The organism is Moraxella sp. CTOTU47618 (assembly GCF_032017425.1).
In the GTDB taxonomy this organism is placed as follows: Bacteria; Pseudomonadota; Gammaproteobacteria; order Pseudomonadales; family Moraxellaceae; genus Faucicola; species Faucicola tetraodonis.
Genome location: NZ_DALZPW010000005.1, coordinates 136,225 through 154,694 on the forward strand (window position 1 = coordinate 136,225; position 18,470 = coordinate 154,694).

At 43.0% G+C, this 18,470-nt stretch carries 16 protein-coding genes; 6 read left to right on the forward strand and 10 right to left on the reverse strand.

The genetic code is table 11. The features are described 5' to 3' along the window. Nucleotides 1-6: 6 nt before the first annotated feature. From RTS09_RS05990 to RTS09_RS06020, 7 genes are all read right to left on the reverse strand, one after another. Nucleotides 7-1,224 (reverse strand): SfnB family sulfur acquisition oxidoreductase, encoded by a 1,218-nt coding sequence (locus tag RTS09_RS05990; RefSeq protein ID WP_312535201.1) that lies wholly within the window; start codon nt 1,222-1,224, stop codon nt 7-9. 244 nt (nt 1,225-1,468) lie between these two features. After that, on the reverse strand, nt 1,469-1,666 hold the full coding sequence (locus tag RTS09_RS05995; protein WP_007117079.1) for a hypothetical protein: 198 nt from the start codon (nt 1,664-1,666) through the stop codon (nt 1,469-1,471). Beyond that, nucleotides 1,663-2,961, reverse strand: a complete 1,299-nt coding sequence (locus tag RTS09_RS06000) for a YeiH family protein (protein WP_312535203.1) — start codon at nt 2,959-2,961, stop codon at nt 1,663-1,665. Before RTS09_RS06000 ends, RTS09_RS05995 begins: the two co-directional genes overlap by 4 nt. A 357-nt stretch (nt 2,962-3,318) precedes the next feature. After that, nucleotides 3,319-4,110: an ATP-binding cassette domain-containing protein gene (locus RTS09_RS06005; protein ID WP_224054450.1), complete on the reverse strand. Its 792-nt coding sequence runs from the start codon at nt 4,108-4,110 to the stop codon at nt 3,319-3,321. Further along, on the reverse strand, nt 4,110-5,006 hold the full coding sequence (locus tag RTS09_RS06010) for an ABC transporter permease subunit (protein WP_312535209.1): 897 nt from the start codon (nt 5,004-5,006) through the stop codon (nt 4,110-4,112). The genes RTS09_RS06005 and RTS09_RS06010 overlap by 1 nt, the downstream gene beginning before the upstream one ends. Nucleotides 5,007-5,176: 170 nt before the next feature. After that, nucleotides 5,177-6,193: an aliphatic sulfonate ABC transporter substrate-binding protein gene (locus RTS09_RS06015; RefSeq protein ID WP_312535211.1), complete on the reverse strand. Its 1,017-nt coding sequence runs from the start codon at nt 6,191-6,193 to the stop codon at nt 5,177-5,179. Between the two features lie 360 nt (nt 6,194-6,553). After that, the gene (locus tag RTS09_RS06020) at nt 6,554-7,216 is read right to left on the reverse strand and encodes a TetR/AcrR family transcriptional regulator (RefSeq protein ID WP_227715569.1); all 663 of its coding nucleotides are present in this window, start codon (nt 7,214-7,216) and stop codon (nt 6,554-6,556) included. Nucleotides 7,217-7,498: 282 nt separating this feature from the next. On the opposite strand from RTS09_RS06020, the gene RTS09_RS06025 reads away from it, so the two are divergent. The 5 genes from RTS09_RS06025 to RTS09_RS06045 all read left to right on the forward strand — a co-directional run bounded on the left by RTS09_RS06025 (nt 7,499) and on the right by RTS09_RS06045 (nt 15,086). Continuing rightward, nucleotides 7,499-8,647, forward strand: a complete 1,149-nt coding sequence (locus RTS09_RS06025; protein WP_050324617.1) for an acyl-CoA dehydrogenase family protein — start codon at nt 7,499-7,501, stop codon at nt 8,645-8,647. Between the two features lie 125 nt (nt 8,648-8,772). Beyond that, entirely contained in the window at nt 8,773-9,981 is a 1,209-nt protein-coding gene (locus RTS09_RS06030) for an acetyl-CoA C-acetyltransferase (RefSeq protein WP_050324616.1), read from the forward strand. A 48-nt stretch (nt 9,982-10,029) separates the two neighbouring features. Continuing rightward, nucleotides 10,030-12,198, forward strand: a complete 2,169-nt coding sequence (locus RTS09_RS06035) for a 3-hydroxyacyl-CoA dehydrogenase NAD-binding domain-containing protein (protein ID WP_284034766.1) — start codon at nt 10,030-10,032, stop codon at nt 12,196-12,198. Next, nucleotides 12,191-13,252, forward strand: a complete 1,062-nt coding sequence (locus tag RTS09_RS06040; protein ID WP_099808508.1) for a CaiB/BaiF CoA transferase family protein — start codon at nt 12,191-12,193, stop codon at nt 13,250-13,252. Before RTS09_RS06035 ends, RTS09_RS06040 begins: the two co-directional genes overlap by 8 nt. Nucleotides 13,253-13,400: 148 nt before the next feature. After that, nucleotides 13,401-15,086, forward strand: coding sequence for an AMP-binding protein (locus RTS09_RS06045; RefSeq protein ID WP_312535219.1), 1,686 nt, complete (start codon nt 13,401-13,403; stop codon nt 15,084-15,086). Between the two features lie 351 nt (nt 15,087-15,437). Here the strand turns inward: RTS09_RS06045 and arsC are convergent, their stop codons facing one another. Together arsC and RTS09_RS06055 are read right to left on the reverse strand one after the other, a co-directional pair. Continuing rightward, entirely contained in the window at nt 15,438-15,848 is a 411-nt protein-coding gene (arsC, locus tag RTS09_RS06050; RefSeq protein ID WP_312535221.1) for an arsenate reductase (glutaredoxin), read from the reverse strand. 25 nt (nt 15,849-15,873) lie between these two features. Beyond that, nucleotides 15,874-17,166, reverse strand: a complete 1,293-nt coding sequence (locus tag RTS09_RS06055; protein WP_312535222.1) for an arsenic transporter — start codon at nt 17,164-17,166, stop codon at nt 15,874-15,876. Nucleotides 17,167-17,233: 67 nt separating this feature from the next. Here RTS09_RS06055 and RTS09_RS06060 point away from each other — a divergent pair, with 67 nt between their 5' ends. Further along, nucleotides 17,234-17,500, forward strand: a complete 267-nt coding sequence (locus RTS09_RS06060; protein WP_007117092.1) for an ArsR/SmtB family transcription factor — start codon at nt 17,234-17,236, stop codon at nt 17,498-17,500. 97 nt (nt 17,501-17,597) lie between these two features. Here the strand turns inward: RTS09_RS06060 and RTS09_RS06070 are convergent, their stop codons facing one another. Next, nucleotides 17,598-18,053 carry a replication initiation protein gene (locus RTS09_RS06070; protein ID WP_076775676.1) on the reverse strand — a complete coding sequence of 152 codons (456 nt, stop codon included), beginning with the start codon at nt 18,051-18,053 and terminating at the stop codon, nt 17,598-17,600. Nucleotides 18,054-18,470: the final 417 nt, after the last annotated feature.

Below are 18,470 nucleotides of genomic sequence, written 5' to 3' on the forward strand. Positions count from 1 at the left end.
TACTTTCTAAATCCAAGCATGACGGTTGGGCAATTTGTGATTTAAGTAATAATCGCCCAATGCGTGTAACTTCCAGCGCACTGGGTCATGCAAAGTATGCACGCGGGCATTTCGCCAATGCTGATCCAAGCCATGCTCGCTAAGTGATGAACGACTACCGCCAATTTCAAACAGTTTTTCAGAAATCGTGAGAGCGGCGTCATTGGCATATACTTTGGCTTCTGCTACTTTGATAGACGCGAGTGCTGCCTCTTCTGCGGTGACAAAATCCAATCTATCCAGCGCATCCAAATAATCAGCCGCTTCTTGCAGTAATAGGATAGCCGCATCCAAGCGTACTTTTAACTTTCCCACTACTTGTAGCAAATACGGCTCAAAGCGCGCAGCTTCGACTTTGGCATCGACAATGGGACGGGCTTTTTTTGCCACGGCTAAGGTGTCTTCAAACGCCCCTTCTGCAATCCCGACATCAATCGCCGCTTGTATCAGCTGAGAATAAGCCCCTCGATAGGTCGGTGCATCGCTAAGCAAGCGCTCATCAAAAATTAGCTCAGGTAGGACTTTGACTTGGTTAAGTTTGACCGTGCCGCTTGAGGTGGTACGCAGGCCAAAACCATCCCAATCATCTACTACCTCAACGCCCGTTGCGGTTTTATCAATAATGGTAAGTACCACATGACCTTCAGGGTGTAAGGCTTTAATCGCCAAGTAATCGGCAAAACTGCTGCCTGTTGAATAGAATTTTTCCCCGTTAAGATAGTAACCACTTTTAGCAATGGTCAATGTCGTCGCCAAGGTTTTGCTGTCTTTGGTGTCACGTTCTGGCCCGCCATTGGCTAAGCGACTGCCTGACAAAATCTCGCCAAAAATAAAACGTTTTTGACTGTCATTGCCGATGATGTTGATGATATTGAGTAGGCTGATTTGATTTTGTGGAATCAATCCAATATTGGCATCGGCTTTGCTCAAAATGCGAAAGACGTCTGCCAAGGTGCGATTTGACACTTCGGCGCCGCCATATTGTTTGGGAATACGTATGCCGCCAAGCCCGGTTTGGCTAAATAAGTCCATCACTGCAAAAGGCAATTGTCGCTGTTGGTCGCGCTCGTCACGCTTGATGAGGGCAAAATCCGCCACTTGCTTGGCAGCTTGAATGGCTTGCTCATCAGTGACAATGCGTTGCGCTTTGGCATATTTATCAAGTGGCTGATTAAAATCCGTCATGCTAATTCCTTACCGCTAAATGCTTGAATAAGGCATCATGGTAAAGATTTTTTTTCGCAAAGATAACCAAGATATTTTGCTATCTATAGCAAGAAATATGATGAACAACATGTCATTTAATTGATTGGGTAAACATAAAAAAAGCCCATTAATTTTTTAATGGGCTTAGACCAACAGGTAAATTGTTGGATAAATTTCAAATTAATAACAAAGCTAATTTATCGCCATAGGTTTTTTCAAACCATCAAAAATATCCCCACTGTCGGTGATAATTTACTGTCAGCTGATATTGATTTTCATCAATACCCGCTGCTTTGAGGGCTTTTTTTAACTCCCACGTATCAAAGACGGCTTGGGAGCAATGATTGCTAAAGCCAAATTGCGCTAACACTGTCTTTGGTAATGGGATTTGACTTTTGATAGTGGTTGATTGGGTGATCATAAATTTATCCAATAGTTTGCAAACACATGGTTAGAGAGCCAATAGCCCAGCGGTAGATTGACCAAAACACCCGCTGTAAACGCAAGTACAGGTTTAATGCCCACGCTTGCCAATGCTTTAAATCGCGTTGTCATACCAATTGATAAAAACGTTAAGGTAAAAAACCAACCGCGATAGTCTTTAATAAGACCTAATGCTTGTTTATTAAAGGCTTCAGCGTTGGGTGCAATCAGTACAAATAAGGTAGTGATGATTGAGGCAATAAAAAAACCGATAATAAATTTAGGAAATCGACGCCAAATCTCTGATTTATCAATTCGCTCGTTCGTTGAAGCACGCTCCCAGACAGTGACTGATAAATAAGCTGCCAAAAATGCCCATAATCCAACAAACATATCTCGGCCTACCACTTTCATTAATGTAAAAGCTTGGGTAGCAGACTCATTACCAATCGCTTCAACTGCTGCAAAGCCAGCAGCATCTGCAAATTCAGACGTTCCAATCCAAGCACCGGCAATCGCAGGTGGCAAATCCAACAACTTACAAGCAAATGGCAGCGCAAAAATCATAATTACCGCCCACACAATCACCAACGAAATTGACGCCGCCACATGCTCATGCTTGGCTCTACAGGCACCGCCAATGGCAATCGACGCTGACACCCCACACACCGAGCCACCTGCCCCAAGGGTCGCTGCAAATCGGTTATCAAGCTTGAACACTTTTGTTGCTACGAAATAAATGGTAGAAAAAGTCACAACCGAAACAATTAAGGCTTGTACGATGGCGGCCGGACCCGCTTTTAAAATCGTAGTGAAGGGTAAGGTTGCCCCCATTAAAATAATGCCAATTTTGACATAGTATTCGGTTCTCAGCACTTCCTTTAATTTATCAGCAATTGAGGTAAAATTGCCAAGTAACAGACCAATGAACAAGGCTACTAAAGGACTTTCTAGTTGCCATGCTTTGACGACCTTATTACTGCTTAAAATCAAAACGCCCGCCGCCATCAAAAACAATAAGATAAATTTGGCTAAAAATGGGGGTAATTTTATTTCAGGTTGCGCTGATTTGGCACCCAAAAATAGCAGTAATCCAAAACCAATTCCTAAGCTCAGCAGTCCTAAGATTGAATGGCTAACTAGGTTAAATAACTCACTAAAGTCTGACCAAGGTTTTATTTTGACATTTAAGTTGGCGATAGGTATTTGCAATATATACAAGGTGCAAATCACCACCACAATAAATAGTCCCAACACAACCGACCAATTATCCTCATTTTTCAAAAAATTCATGACCGCACGCTCCTTTCTCCCAGTTTTGATATAACACTTGCATCAAATAAAAAAGGCATTATTTCATAAATTATTGATTACACTTAATAACCATAACTGATATGAATATAATAAATTTTGCTAACAGGCGGTACTGTGACCGCATAATGTTTAGGTGGTTTTTACTGACTGACTTAGCGCCAATAAAAGCGCTGAGCAAAACTTTGACTAGCCTAGACAGAAAAAATCAAATCGATTAAGTTTATCGTTAAAAAAGCCCATTAATTTTTTAATGGGCTTTTGCTCAATAAAGGGTGCTAAAGGGTGGCAAAGAGTGCCAAAAGGTGTCAGTTGCTTGTCATTGAACGATTGACAGACTCAATGCACCGCTAAAATCTTATCCAGCACAATTTGCTCAAATGGCGCAGTTTTAGTCATGTTATTACGGGGATGTGGCAATAAGATTGGCAAATCCAGTCCAATTTTGCCTTGTTCAATTAAAATCACCCTATCAGCCGTGATGACCGCTTCACTGACATCATGGGTCACTAAAATGACCGTAAATCGATGTTCTTGCCATAATTTGACCAATAGTTGCTGCATATCAAGACGGGTTAACGCATCGAGTGCCCCCAATGGCTCATCAAGCAGCAACAGCTGCGGACGATGAATAATCGCTCTAGCCAAAGCCACTCGCTGCTTTTGCCCCCCTGACAATGCCGATGGCCAATCATCCGCCCGCTCTGCCAAGCCGACTTCCGCTAACGCTTTTAACGCTTGCGCTTTCCAGTCTGGCGTTTTTAGCCCAAGCCCCACATTTTCCAGTACCGTTTTCCAAGGTAATAATCGGTCATCTTGGAACATCAGCCGCGTAGATTGTCGCCATGCTTGAGGCGACATTGCTTGATTGGCAATTGACATGGCTGTCAACTCCCCGCTACTCGCCGTTTCTAACTGAGCAAGTAAACGCAGCAACGTGGATTTGCCACAGCCACTGTGCCCGACAATAGCGATAAAATCACCACTTTGAATGTGCAAATCTAGGTCTTTAATGACTTCTCGATTGTCAAATTTTTTGACCACATTTGTTAAGCTTAAAGCCAATCCTGCTGATGTTTTTGATGGCGTTCTGGATGACGCTGACAATGGTGCTGACAATGGCGTTGACATTAGTGTGCTCCTTGTTGGTAAGCGGGGTGCCATTTGAGCCAAACAAACTCAAGCTTTTTGGCAATAAAATCGGCTAAAAACCCTAATAACGCATAAACCAAGATTGAAAACATAATGATATCAATCTGAAAAAATTCGCGAGCGTGCATGGCTAAATACCCAATGCCTGTGGTGGCCGAAATGGTTTCCGCCACAATCAGCGTCAGCCACATAATGCCCAATGAAAAACGCACCCCCACCAAAATACTCGGCAATGCCCCAGGTAAAATCACTTCTTTAAACAATGCCCAACCTGTTAAATCATAGCTTTTTGCCATCTCAACCAGATGTTTATCCACATTACGCACACCATGATAGGTATTCAAATAAATCGGAAAAAATGTGCCAACTGCCACCAAAAAAACCTTTGCCGCTTCATCAATCCCAAACCACACGATGACCAGGGGAATTAATGCCAAGTGTGGAATGTTTCTCAGCATTTGAAAGGTGGTATCCAATAACGTGCGAAATACAGGCAAGGTACTGGTCAATAGTCCAAACCCCAACCCAAACAACCCGCCAATCAACAACCCCGCAAACGCTCGCAGCGCACTAATACCAAGATGCTGCCAAAGCTCACCACTTTTTATGAGTTCATAGCCCGCTTGAAGAACGGCATTGGGTGACGAAATATTTTTAAGGTAAGCCTCAGGCAGTAATTGAAAACTTGCTACCAGTTGCCAAACCGCCAACATAAGTAACGGCAACCACCAACCCCCCGTACGCGCAAATAGGGTTTTAACAGCCTTACGGGTTGACAATGTCTTGACTGGTGCATTCACCCTTATCGGTTTCGTCGGTAGCGGCTTTGATGCCGCTACCACTGAATTATCCGCAATAAAACTTGACGTTTTCATAAACAACCTCTCACTGCAAATTTATCAATGCAACTTTATTAAGGTAACTGTTAAAAGCTTAACTGTCGCCTGTATCGCTTCAAAGTAGTAAGCGCAAGCTAGCGTTATAAAGATTACCTACCCTTTTTTTACTAGCTTTTTACTAGCCATGTTTTTACTAACAATAGGCTTTACTTGGGTGGATACCAGACAATATCTTTTACCTGTATTTGTTTTGGCAGCAATTTATTTTTATAAAAAGTATCCGCTTCTTGCTGCTGCGCCTGAATGATGTCATCGGTGATATAGTTGACACCGTAATTTCTTGATTTCACCGAGGCTAACGCCACGTCAGGTTTTAGATTGGTGACTTTTTGAATCATTTTGCTAAAAGTTACTGGGTCAGCGGTAATCGCTTTATCCGCTTCATCAATGGCTTTGACAATGTCTTTAACCACATCGGGATGTTTTTGAGCAAAATCCGTTGATGCCAAATAAAACGATGTATTATTGGGCTTAAGACCTGTAGCGTCGGTCAAAACTCGCGCTTTTAGCTCAATTTTGGCACTCGATAGATAAGGCTCCCAAACGGTCCAAGCATCCAATTTCCCCGATTCAAAGGCAGCACGGGCATCAGATGGCTGTAAATACTTGACATCTATGTCAGCAAAACTCAATTTGTCACGTTCCAATGCTTTTAGTAACGTATAGTTGGCACTAGAGCCTTTAGTCACCGCCACAGATTTACCTTTTAATTCAGCCACTGACTTTAAGGTTGAATTGGCAGGGACAATGACGGCTTCAGATTGTGGTGAAGGTTTTTCATAGGCAACATACACCAGATTACTACCCGCAGCTTGGGCAAAAATGGGTGGCGTGTCCCCTGTGGTGCCAAAGTCAATATTGTTGGTATTTAGCGCTTCTAGCATCGGCGGTCCCGATTGAAACTGCACCCAATTGACTTTGATGCCGGATTTTTCGAGCGACTTTTCAAGCAGCTTACTTTCACGCAAATACACCAACGCCCCTGAACTTTGTAATCCGATACGCACTTCTTCAAGTGGTTTTGAATCACCGGTCTTAGTGTCATTGGTCTGTGCTTCATTGGTGTTTGCCGCATTGGCAGATTTGGTGGTATTTTGCTGGCAACCTGATACTAGCAAGCTAATACTAAACCCCGAAATAAGTAGAGCAGAAACTTTTTTCATTACAATACCTTATGCAATATTTAGGACAATTTGTCCTTATCCTCAAAATTTTTCATTTTTTTCGATATGAAATGCTATCAAGCGCTATCAAACATCATCGAATGGCGCTATTATTCCACAGAATAATAACAAAGCTTAATAATTATAATTGATAAGAATATAGAGGAATTTGCTAACCGCTTTAATTTTTGTTTATTGATAGCGGAAGGGTATGTGGACAGATAAATGCTATTCTGCGTAGAGAAAAACATAGGGCGCAATCGCTACAGCCAGTGCTGGACCGTTCATTTATTCAGGGTAATAATAGCGGACAAACATTCCTAGATTGTTGTTCGTGTATTTGTAAAATGCGTTATTCTCTTAGTCATGCCGTGAAATAGCTTGCCATAGGATATCAAACAAAGGATCAAAGTCAGCTGTCATCGGTTTGGCAGCGTTTCTTAACACGTGCATCAGCCCCAATCGGGTGATAAACCCCATAAACACATCTAATAAGGTTTTAAGCGAGACATTTTGATTAAGCTCCCCACGCTGCTGCCCATCCGACAACACTTGCAAAAAAGCTTCCATCAAATCCTTGTTTTCATAAATGGCAATATGTTGATAGTGGGAGACAGGAATCGCTGTAGAAAAAAACAATACCGCATCAGGATTGTGGTCAACAAAATCAAACATCACCCATAGCGTCTTACGCAGCCGGTCTTTGACACTATCAATACCGCTCAAATGGTCAATCATTCGAGCGGCTAGGCGACTAAGCACTCGATCTAAAATCACATAAATCAGCGTGTTTTTATCGCCAAAATATTTATACAAGGTCTGCAGTGACACGTTCGCGTGTTTTGCAATTGACTGCATAGTCACACTATCCGCAGCGACCTCACTCTCACCACTGGCATACAGTGTAATCACACTTTTTTCGATTTTATCTAAGGTTGCAGGTCGTATCTGCGCAAGTAAGGTTAAATCACCCATTGTATTACTAGGACGTCCAAGCGTCATTGGCTTTTTCAACGCAGTCATAACATTCTCTATTTAGATATTTAAAAAATAGTAATATAGGTTACCATATCTGCAGACAATATTGTTCTCATTTTTTATCTTTGTTATGATGGCGGCATCATTTGGCTATTTAATCATAATCTTAGGGTTTTTATTTAGTATTACATTGGTAATATAAATTACCTTTATAATATAATTTAAGGATAAATAACTATAAATAGCCGAGCAATTTTTTAAGGTAGTAATTAATATTACTATTATAACGGTTTAATTAATCTCTCAATAACGAACGAGGAATCAAGGATGATCAACCATTTTGAATCAAGCTGGATGAACGAAGAAGTCGCCATGCTAGAAGATACTGCCAAGAAGTTTTTTCAAACTTGGATCGATAAAGACATCGAGTGGCGAAAAAACGGCATGATGGATAAAGAAGCATGGCTTGAAGCAGGCTCGATGGGCTTTTTATGTGCATCGATGCCTGAAGAGTATGGCGGTGCCGGTGGCGACTTTCGTCATGAAGCGGCATTGATTTATGCCCAAGCCGATGCGGCCTTGAGCGGATTTGGTGGCTTTTTGCATTCAGGTATTGTGGCACCTTATATCTTGCATCATGGCAGTGAACAGCAAAAACAGCGTTGGTTACCAAAAATGGCAACGGGCGAATTGGTTGGTGCGATTGCGATGACCGAGCCAGGGACGGGGTCAGATTTACAAGCTATCAAAACCTATGCCGTTAAAGACGGTGATGACTACATTTTAAATGGTTCTAAAACTTTTATCACCAATGGTCAGTTGGCCAACCTAATTATCGTCGCTTGTAAAACCGACCGCGAAAAAGGCGCTCAAGGGGTATCTCTCTTGGTGTTAGAAACCGATGGTTTAGCAGGCTTTGAGCGGGGTCGCAACTTAGAGAAAATCGGTTTATCGTCACAAGATACCTCAGAGTTGTTCTTCAATAATGTGCGTGTCCCACAAAAAAACTTATTGGGCAGTGTGGAGGGCATGGGCTTTATTCAGTTGATGCAAGAGTTGCCACAAGAACGCTTAATCATTGCTTTAGCGGCGGCCGGGGCGATTAAGAAATCGATTGAGCTTACCATCGAATATACCAAAGAACGCCACGCCTTTAACAAGCCTGTGTGGTCATTTCAAAATACCCGATTTAAACTTGCCGAATGTAATGCGGACTACCTTGCCGTCAGGGCGATGTGTGATGCGGCACTCGAGGCCCATCTTAACAAAAAACTGACCGTACAACATGCCGCTCTATTAAAAGCCTTTACCACGGATAAACAAGCCAAAGTCACGGATGAATGCTTACAGCTATTTGGTGGCTATGGTTATATGCTGGAGTATCCGATTGCCCGATTATATGCTGATGCCCGAGTGCAAAAAATCTATGGCGGTACCAATGAAATCATGAAAGAGTTGGCGTCTCGTTTTATGTAACTCATCGTTTTATATGGCTGCGCCACTTTTTAGCTAGCCTAGATATTAGTATCAGATATTAGTATCAGATATTAGGATTAGCCATTAGCAATTGACAAATTTTAATCATGATTAAGGAAAATCAAATGAGTAATACCGCTTATATTTATGATGCTATCCGCACGCCGCGTGGCAAAGGCAAATCCGATGGCAGCTTGCACCAAGTCGCTCCAATTTGGTTAATCAGAGAACTGCTGACAAATTTACAGTCGCGCAATCAGTTGGACACGCAGTTGGTGGATGATGTGGTACTAGGTTGTGTCACCCCTGTTGGTGAGCAAGGCTCGGATATCGCCCGAATTGCGGTAATTGATGCCGGTTGGGCAGAATCGGTGGCAGGCGTTACCCTATCACGGTTTTGTGCATCAGGGTTAGAGTCGATTAATTTAGCCGCAAGCAAAATCATGTCGGGCATGGAAGATATGGTGGTGGCAGGTGGCGTGGAGTCTATGAGCCGTGTCAAAATGGGGTTAGACGGTGGGGCTTGGTATATGGACCCACGCGTCAATACCGCCACCGGCTTTGCCCCACAAGGCATCGGCGCTGATACGATTGCGACGTTAGAAGGGTTTAGTCGCAGTGATGTTGATGCATATGCCACCGAGTCTCATCGCAGAGCCCAGCAGGCTTCTGAGCAAGGGTATTTTGCTAAATCGATTATTCCTGTTAAAGATATCAATGGTCTGATGATTTTAGACCATGACGAAACCATACGCGCTGATACCAGCGTTGAACGCTTGGCAGAATTAAAGCCCTCGTTTGCCATGCCAGGAAAAATGGGCTTTGATAAAGTGGTCTTAGATAAATATGCCACGATTGAAAAAATTAACCATGTGCACCATGCCGGTAACTCATCAGGTATCGTTGACGGGGCCGCGTTATGTCTGCTTGGTAGTCAATCAGCGGGACAAGCGGCGAATTTAAAACCCCGCGCCAAAGTCACGATGGCGGCAGTGGTGGGGTCAGAACCGACGATAATGCTAACAGGTCCGACACTAGCCGCAAGAAAAGCCTTAGCCCGGGCGAATATGCAGGTGTCTGATATTGACCAATGGGAAATTAACGAAGCGTTTGCAGCGGTGCCAATGAAAACGGCAAAAGATTTAGGGCTTAATATGGATATCGTGAATGTCAACGGTGGTGCGATTGCTATGGGACATCCATTAGGCGCAACAGGAGCAATTTTGATTAACACTTTGTTAGATGAATTGGAGCGTCGTGATTTGACCACTGGACTTGCGACCTTATGTGTCGGTGGCGGTATGGGTATTGCCACGATTATTGAACGTGTTTAAGTCGCCTATTTAATTGAATTAAAAAACTGAAGAAAAAAGGATGTTTCTATGACCAGTCTTACCAGCCAAGCGGCGAATCAATTGGCCAATTTTTCTGCCACTGACGACGATAATATTGTCATTTTGACCATTCAACAATCTCGCAAAATGAATGTGCTTGATGAGCATTTTAGCAATGATTTAGAAAAAATCGCTCAAAGTTTTATTGAAGACAAAGACAGCAAAGGGCTTATCATCACCAGCGATAAAGATAGCTTTATCGTGGGTGCCGATATCGACCAATTTGCCAATATCCAATCCCCCAAGCAAGCTTTTGATTTTGTGGAACATTTCAAAAAGGTGTTACGCAGCCTTGAAACCTGCGGTAAACCTGTCGTCGCTGCATTAACCGGCACTGCCTTAGGTGGCGGGCTTGAAGTAGCGTTGGGCTGTCATTATCGCATTGCCGTTGACCAACCGAATGCCAAATATGGCCTGCCTGAAGTCAAATTGGGCTTATTACCTGGGGGCGGTGGTACGCAGCGTTTAATGCGTCTTGTCGGTATGCAAAAAGCGTTAGAGTTGATGACCCAAGGCACTAAGCTTACCACCCAAGCCGCTCATCAGCTTGGCATTATCGATGCGGTAGTTACTGATAAAACGGCACTGATTGAACAAGCCAAACAGTGGATTCATGAGCATCCAACCGCTCAGCAGCCTTGGGATGCCAAAGGCTTTAAAATCCCTCAAGGTAACGCCTTAACCCCGCAAAATGCCCAAATGCTGAGCATTGCCCCTGCGATGGCAAATCAAAAATCGCATGGCAACTACCCTGCCATTACCCACATTTTATCATGTGTGTTTGAAGGTAGCTTAGTGGATATCGATACAGCGCTGGCGCTTGAATCCCGCTATTTTGTCGCCTGTGCCATGTCACAAGTGTCAAAAAATATGATTGGCACGCTTTGGCACCAACTCAACAGCATCAACAAGGGCCAATCTCGTCCAAAATCTATCCCGCCATACCAAACCAAAAAAGTCGGTGTGTTGGGCGCAGGGATGATGGGTGCTGGTATTGCCTATGTCTCTGCTAAGGCAGGCATTGACGTGGTATTGCTAGATACCACGATTGAAAATGCGGATAAAGGCAAAACGTATTCAGAAAACTTGCTGAATAAAGCGATTGCCAAAGGCAGAAGCAATGATAGCAAAAAACAATCCTTACTGGATAAAATTCAAACCACCACGGATTATGCAGATTTAGCGGATTGTGACTTGGTGATTGAAGCGGTGTTTGAAGACCGTGATATTAAAGCCAAGTGTACCCAGCAAACAGAAGCAGTCACCGCTAGCGATGCGATTTTTGCGTCAAATACCTCAACCTTGCCAATTACCGGTTTAGCCAAAGCGAGTGGCCGTCCTAAGCAATTTATCGGGTTACACTTTTTCTCACCTGTCGATAAAATGCCGCTTGTTGAAATCATTATGGGCGAGCAAACCGATGAAACTACGTTAGCCAAAGCCTTTGATTATGTGTTACAAATTGGCAAAACGCCGATTGTGGTCAATGATAGCCGTGGTTTTTATACGTCTCGTGTGTTTGCCACCTATATCACCGAAGGCTCTGCCATGCTCTCTGAGGGCGTCCATCCCCGTCTGATTGAGGTAGCTGGTATCAAATCAGGTATGCCTGTCGGACCGCTGGCACTGCAAGACGAGGTGTCTTTAGGTCTGATGCTGCATATTAATGAGCAAACCAAAAAAGATTTACAAAAAGAAGGCAAGGAAATGCCCCATCACCCCGCCGATAGCGTGGTCGAGCTGATGGGCAAAACCCACGGGCGTTTGGGTAAAAAAGTCGGCAAAGGGTTTTATGACTACCCAGAGGGTGGTGAAAAACAACTGTGGTCCGGGCTATCAAACTTATTCCCCGTCGCAGACACGCAGCCTACTCAGCAAGAGCTTATTGACCGTTTTATGTTTATCCAAGCCAATGAAACCGCCCGTTGTTATGAAGAAAACGTGATTAATTCAATCGCAGATGCCAATATCGGCTCTATCTTTGGCTGGGGATTTGCCCCGCATCATGGGGGTACCTTGCAGTTTATTAATGCCTATGGCGTTGATAATTTTGTCGCACGCAGTCAACAACTTGCCGAGCGTTATGGTGAGCGCTTTGCCCCTGCCCAAGTTTTAGTAGCTATGGCAAAAGCGCATAAGGAGTTTGTTAATGAATGACGCCATAGCCGCACTGGGTATAGCTGACTGCTTAACAGGGCTAAAAGTTATTGACTTATCACGCAACTTGCCGGGTCCATTTGCCACACGACTGCTCGCTGATTTGGGGGCAGATGTGATCAAGTATGAACCCAAGTCAGGTGACCCTGCACGGGCGTTGGGCAATTTGTTTGATGCTTTAAATCATGGCAAAGCTTGTCACAAAATGGACTTCAAACACCCCGATGATATTGCTAAGCTTAAAAGCGACATTGCCACTGCTGATGTGATGATTGATAGTTTCCGCCCCAACGTATTAGAAGGCATGGGACTTTCGCCACAGGCACTGCTTGCGGAAAACCCAAAGCTGGTGATTGTTTCCATCACTGGCTATGGTACGACGCCCAACTGGGCGGATAAAGCCGGGCACGATATCAACTTTATGGCAATGAGTGGCGTACTTGACCAACTCAAAACCGCATCGGGTGAACAAGCCATGCCCAATGTGCAATTTGCCGACTTGGCTGGCGGGAGTGACACGGCGGTCATCGCTTTATTAGCGGCCGTTGTCAATGCCAAGCTAACTGGCAAAGGTCGCCATATCATCACCAGCATGACCCATAGTTTATACAACCATTTGGTGATGCCAAAAGCGACGGGGAAATTTGTCAAAGCATTAACCCAGGTAACACCGACGCCTGAGCAGGATTTTTTAGGCGGCGTGCTGCCATGTTACCGGCTATATCAGACACAAGACGGTCGTTATATGGCAGTCGGCTCGCTTGAGCTAAAGTTTTGGCAAGGCTTGTGTCAAGCGTTAGATGTTAATGAACATGCGGCTAGCCATTGGCAAATGGGCGTACTGCCTACTCATCCGCAGAGCCAAGCCGCTGCCCAAGCGATTGCCCAAAAATTTGCCTCGCAGCCACTTAGCCACTGGCAGCACTACTTTACCCAATTTGATGTGTGCGTGACGCCTATTTTAACCTTGGCAGAAGCCGCCTGTCATGAACTATTTGCTAATCAAGATGAGTATGGTAATGTTAAGCCTTGGTGTGATAATGATTGCAACTAGGCTATTCATTTGCGTCACTATCAACTCAAGGCACAGTAATTGATAGCAATCAAAAAGCGCGGCAATACGCGCACCCTAATAGGCCCATGAAAAAAACCTTTCAAGGGCCTATTAGCCTATTTTCTAAGGACAGAAAAAGGATAACAACATGGAAAATTTTTGGACAAAATTTTATGACCCTGCCACCGCCGCACACATTCCCGCTTTAACAGATCAATCGTTAATAGAATTTTTTGATGATCGTTTAACGGCCTTTGCCTCACGAGAATTCACCAGCAATATAGAGCGAGCGATCAGCTACAAAGAAGTGGATAACGTCGCACGCCTTGTCAGCCGCTGGCTACAATCCCAATCCTTGGGCCCAAATGCCAGTGTCGCTATCATGCTGCCTAACGTACAAGCGTATTTACCGGTCATGATAGGTGCGATTCGCTCAGGGTATGTTTTGACGCCGATTAATCCGCTACATACAGCTCGTGAATTAGAGTTTCAGTTGATTGATGCCAATACCGAAGTTATTTTTATTTTAGAAAATTTTGCTCACACTTTACAAAAAATCATTGATAAAACCCCAGTGAAAAAAGTCGTGATTATCCGTTTAGGGGACTTGTTAGGATTAAAGGGTAAAATAGTCGATATCGCTGTAAAATATGTCAAGAAAATGGTAGCGCCTTACCAAATTGACAAAAAGTATCAGCCATTACGATTGGGTCAAGTGATGAAAATCGCTAAATCCATGCCTTACCAAAAGCCATCCAAATCACTTGATGATGTTGCCTTTATCCAATACACCGGCGGCACCACTGGCAGACCCAAAGGCATCTTGCTGACCCATCGAAATATTTTGACAGCAGTTGAGCAATACTATCAGTGGTTTTTGCCGGTACTCAACCAACAAAAAAATGTCGAACAAGTATTCCATAGTATCCTAGCGTTGCCGCTATATCATATCTTTGCGTTTATCTTTTCCATGTTAGGCATGAAATCTGGCATGCGCATGACCTTGGTGACCAACCCTAAAGACATTGCCAGTTTTATCAAAATATTATCTGCTAAGCCGTTTCACATTCTTCCTGGGGTTAATACCTTGTTTCAGGCATTAGTTAACCACCCCGATTTTAAAAGTGTCGATACCCGTGAACTAAAATTATCAATCGCCGGCGGTATGGCAGCCACCCCCGCCACGGCCAAAGCTTGGCTTGAGCTTACAGGCTGCCCCTTAATAGAAGGATGGGGCATGTCCGAAACTATCGGTGCAGGCACGTGTAACCCGCTCACCAATCATGAGTACACTGGCGATATTGGCCTACCTTTACCGAGTATCAATATCAAAATCTGTGATGATGTGGGCAATGAAGTGGTGTTAGGTGAAGTGGGTGAAATCTGTATCAAAGGTGATAATGTGACTATAGGTTATCATAACATTGACAACACCGATTATTTCTTACCTGAAGGTCATTTAAAGACAGGCGACATTGGGATGATGATGCAAAACGGGCATATCAAATTAATGGATCGCAAAAAAGATATGCTGATCGTCAGTGGCTTTAATGTCTATCCAACCGAAATTGAAGCGGTGCTATTAAATCACCCGAAAGTCCAAGAATGTGCCGTGATTGGCGTTGAAGATGCGCTTCAAGGGCAATCGGTTAAAGCCTATATTGTCAAATCAGATGACAGTTTGACGATAGATGAGCTTAAAGCCTTTAGTCATGAGCAATTAACCGGGTATAAACGACCACGTCAATACACGTTTATTGAGCAATTACCCAAAACCGCGGTTGGCAAAATTCAAAAAACTGAACTGCGATTACTTGAGAAAAATAGTAAATAATGGTGTCAGCCCAAAGAATGGTCGGATGTTTACCTTTCAATCCCCGAAAAATCACGTAACCCCTTGATATCACTGCAATAAAAAAGCCCCAATCAATCGACTGGGGCTTTTGGAATATGGGAGGCATAATCTGACTCGAACAGACGAAAACCTTTAAGTTAAATTACCTTAAATTGTATGTTAGCAAAATCCATTAGATATAGGACTTACGCAAAAGCAAAATTTTTTGCGTAAGTCCTAATATACAAGTTATGGTTTAAATCAATACGATAGTTTATTGCTGAAATGAGAAAGCCGTTACTGGGGAGTCCCAATAACGGCTTACAAGTTCAATAAAAACAGGTGTTTTGACTAAATTGTCGGCTCAATCTTTTCCCCATCTTCTTTGATAAAGGTTTTGGTTAAGGGTGTATCAATCAAATCTAGTACAACTTCGGAAGGACGGCACAGCTTAACGCCTTTATCACTCACAACGATTGGACGATTGATTAGAAGTGGGTCAGCTAACATAGCTTGAATAAGGTCATCATCAGTCAAACTAAGGTTATCTAGTTTACGTTCAGCGTAAGGCGGCACATTTACACGCAGTAATTGTCTTGGGGTAATACCCATTTTGGTAATTAAATCACGCAGGGTTGTTCCATCAGGTGGGTTATCCAAATAATGAATAACAGAGGGCTCAATGCCTTGATGTTTGATAAGAGCAAGCGTGTTACGTGATGTGCCACAGTTAGGGTTGTGGTAAATTGTGATATTTTGCATACTTGTTCCTTTTTAAGTTTTAAAATTATTGAATTATTGGCAACCAAATTGCCAATGCAACCAATGTAGCCACCAATACAGGCAAGGTTAAAATAATACCGACTTTAATATAATAGCCCCAACTCACCGTAATATTTTTACTGGCTAAAACGTGCAACCATAATAAGGTAGCGAGTGAGCCAATCGGGGTAATTTTCGTGCCTAAATCACAGCCTATTACATTGGCATAAATCATGGCTTGCTTTATCATGGGGTCATGGATAGTCGCCTCATCAATCGCTAAAGCTTGAATTAACACCGTTGGCATATTATTCATGACAGATGAAAGCCCTGCCGATAATAACCCTGTTCCTACTGTAGCTGTCATCATGCCATGATTAGCGAGTTGGCTTAACTCATGAGCTAAATAATCGGTCAGCCCTGCATTTTTTAAGCCATACACCACCAAATACATGCCCAATGAAAATATCACCACTTGCCACGGGGCATTTTTGACAATCGGCAGCACCGTTATTTTTTTACCCATTTTCGCTACCACAAGCAACACCAACGCTCCAACCCCTGCAATGAAGCTAATGGGTACACCTATAGGCTCAAGCACAAAAAAACCCAACAAAAGTAACGCCAAAACCACCCAACCCATGATAAAGGTATTTTTATCCACGATAGCTGATTGTGGGTTTTCGATTAAATCCAACGCATAAACCGTAGGAATGTCTTTATGATAAAACCCATACAATACCAATAATGAGGTGACAACCGCTACCACGTTTACTGGTATCATCACTTTGGCATAATCGGTAAAAGGGATTTTAAAAAAGTCAGCCGACACAATATTTACCAAATTAGACACCACGAGCGGAATACTAGCGGTATCAGCGATAAACCCTGCTGTCATAATAAAAGCAAGGGTAGTCGCAGGGGAAAAGCGTAACGTGGTTAAAATCGCAATCACAATGGGTGTTAATATCAAAGCCACACCATCATTGGCAAACAATGCCGATACCACCGCCCCAAGTAGCACAATAAACGCAAACAACCGATTACCGCTACCTTTTGCTAATCTTGCAACGTGCAAGGCGATATAGCGGAAAAAGCCTGCTTCATCAAGTAACAGGCTAATGATGATAATGGCAATAAAGGCAAAGGTAGCGTTCCAAACAATATTCCACACTACAGGAATATCGGCAACCGTTATTACCCCTAATAGCAAAGCTATCCCAGCCCCGATACTGGCCGTCCAACCGATGCCCAAGCCTTTAGGTTGCCATATTACAAATATCAAAGTCACTAGAAAAATGAGTAATGCGGTAATCATTGACTGCCTATAGAAACCTGTTAAAATTGAGCTATACTATAATCTATATATTTGGATATGTAAATATATGAATAAAACAGACTTTCTCAAGGCGTTAAGCGACCCCACCAGATTAAAAATTGTGCAACTACTTAATCAGAAGCAGGCGTTATGCGTGTGTGACATCATCAGCGAGTTAGACCAACCACAGCCAACTATCTCACGGCATTTAAACCAATTAAAGCAAATCGGTATTTTAGAAAGTGAGCGTAAAGGCACTTGGATTTGGTATTCGATTAGTCAAGAGTTACCAAGTTGGGGCAAAGCGGTAATTGGTGCATTGGAATTAAATTAAAGGCGTTTCCTCGCTTAATTCAAAATACCTCTCCATAGGTGTTTTCCCTTCAAAGCTGAATGTGGTCTTAGCCAATTAAGGCTATGTCTGAGCTGTTTTATTTTAGGGGAGAGTTACAGTCGGAAAAATCCAAAATAATAAAGCCTTGATCATCTTGATACGAGACCCCTTGTAGCCAGTTATATTCAGAACGCAACGTGGTAAAGTTGTTGTGGTTAGGCTTGATAACAGTGAGTTTGTCCGCTTCATTGGTCGCTTGAATGGTTTTATCAAGGTATAGGGTAAATTTGAGTTTTCTGTCGCCAAGTATTTTGGCGGTATCTTTTAAGGCTCGATAGGCATAGATTTCATTGACACGATTGGCGTTGGCAAATTCTTTGGCACTAATCAATACTCGTCTGCCGCCAGACTGCAAACGATGTAGTTTATTAACCGCCAGTGTTATCAAGTCATGCTCGGCTTCGGTCAAGTCGAAACCCGCTTCAATCAGCGTATTGGGTTTGATAATCATTACTTTATCAGCACCTTGATTGTAAAAACTTTGCATAGTCATGGGCTACTTGCTATCAATTGGCTCAAATTATTGTGAGCTTGATTATAGAAGTGAGCATGATGATGGGTAAAATCGTAATCTATGTTAATCTATGTCAGTTACAAAAGTTAATCAAAATTCATTCGTTTCAATGATTTAGAAGTTATTTTTCATTATTTATTTCGAATCGCTTTTAATGTGCGTTAAACTGCTAGCTTCACCCATCTGTACACGTATTTCACCCATCTGTACATTTATATTCACCTATCTGAACATCTTGATTCACCTATCTGTACATTTATATTCACCAGTCTGTACACATATCTGCGTGCAAAGCCGCTACCATGGCGGAATACAGAGCCTCTATAATTTAATAATATAGAGTAAGCCCCCGACCATCCCCTCTACTGCACTCTTAGATGAAGCGACATAATGTCC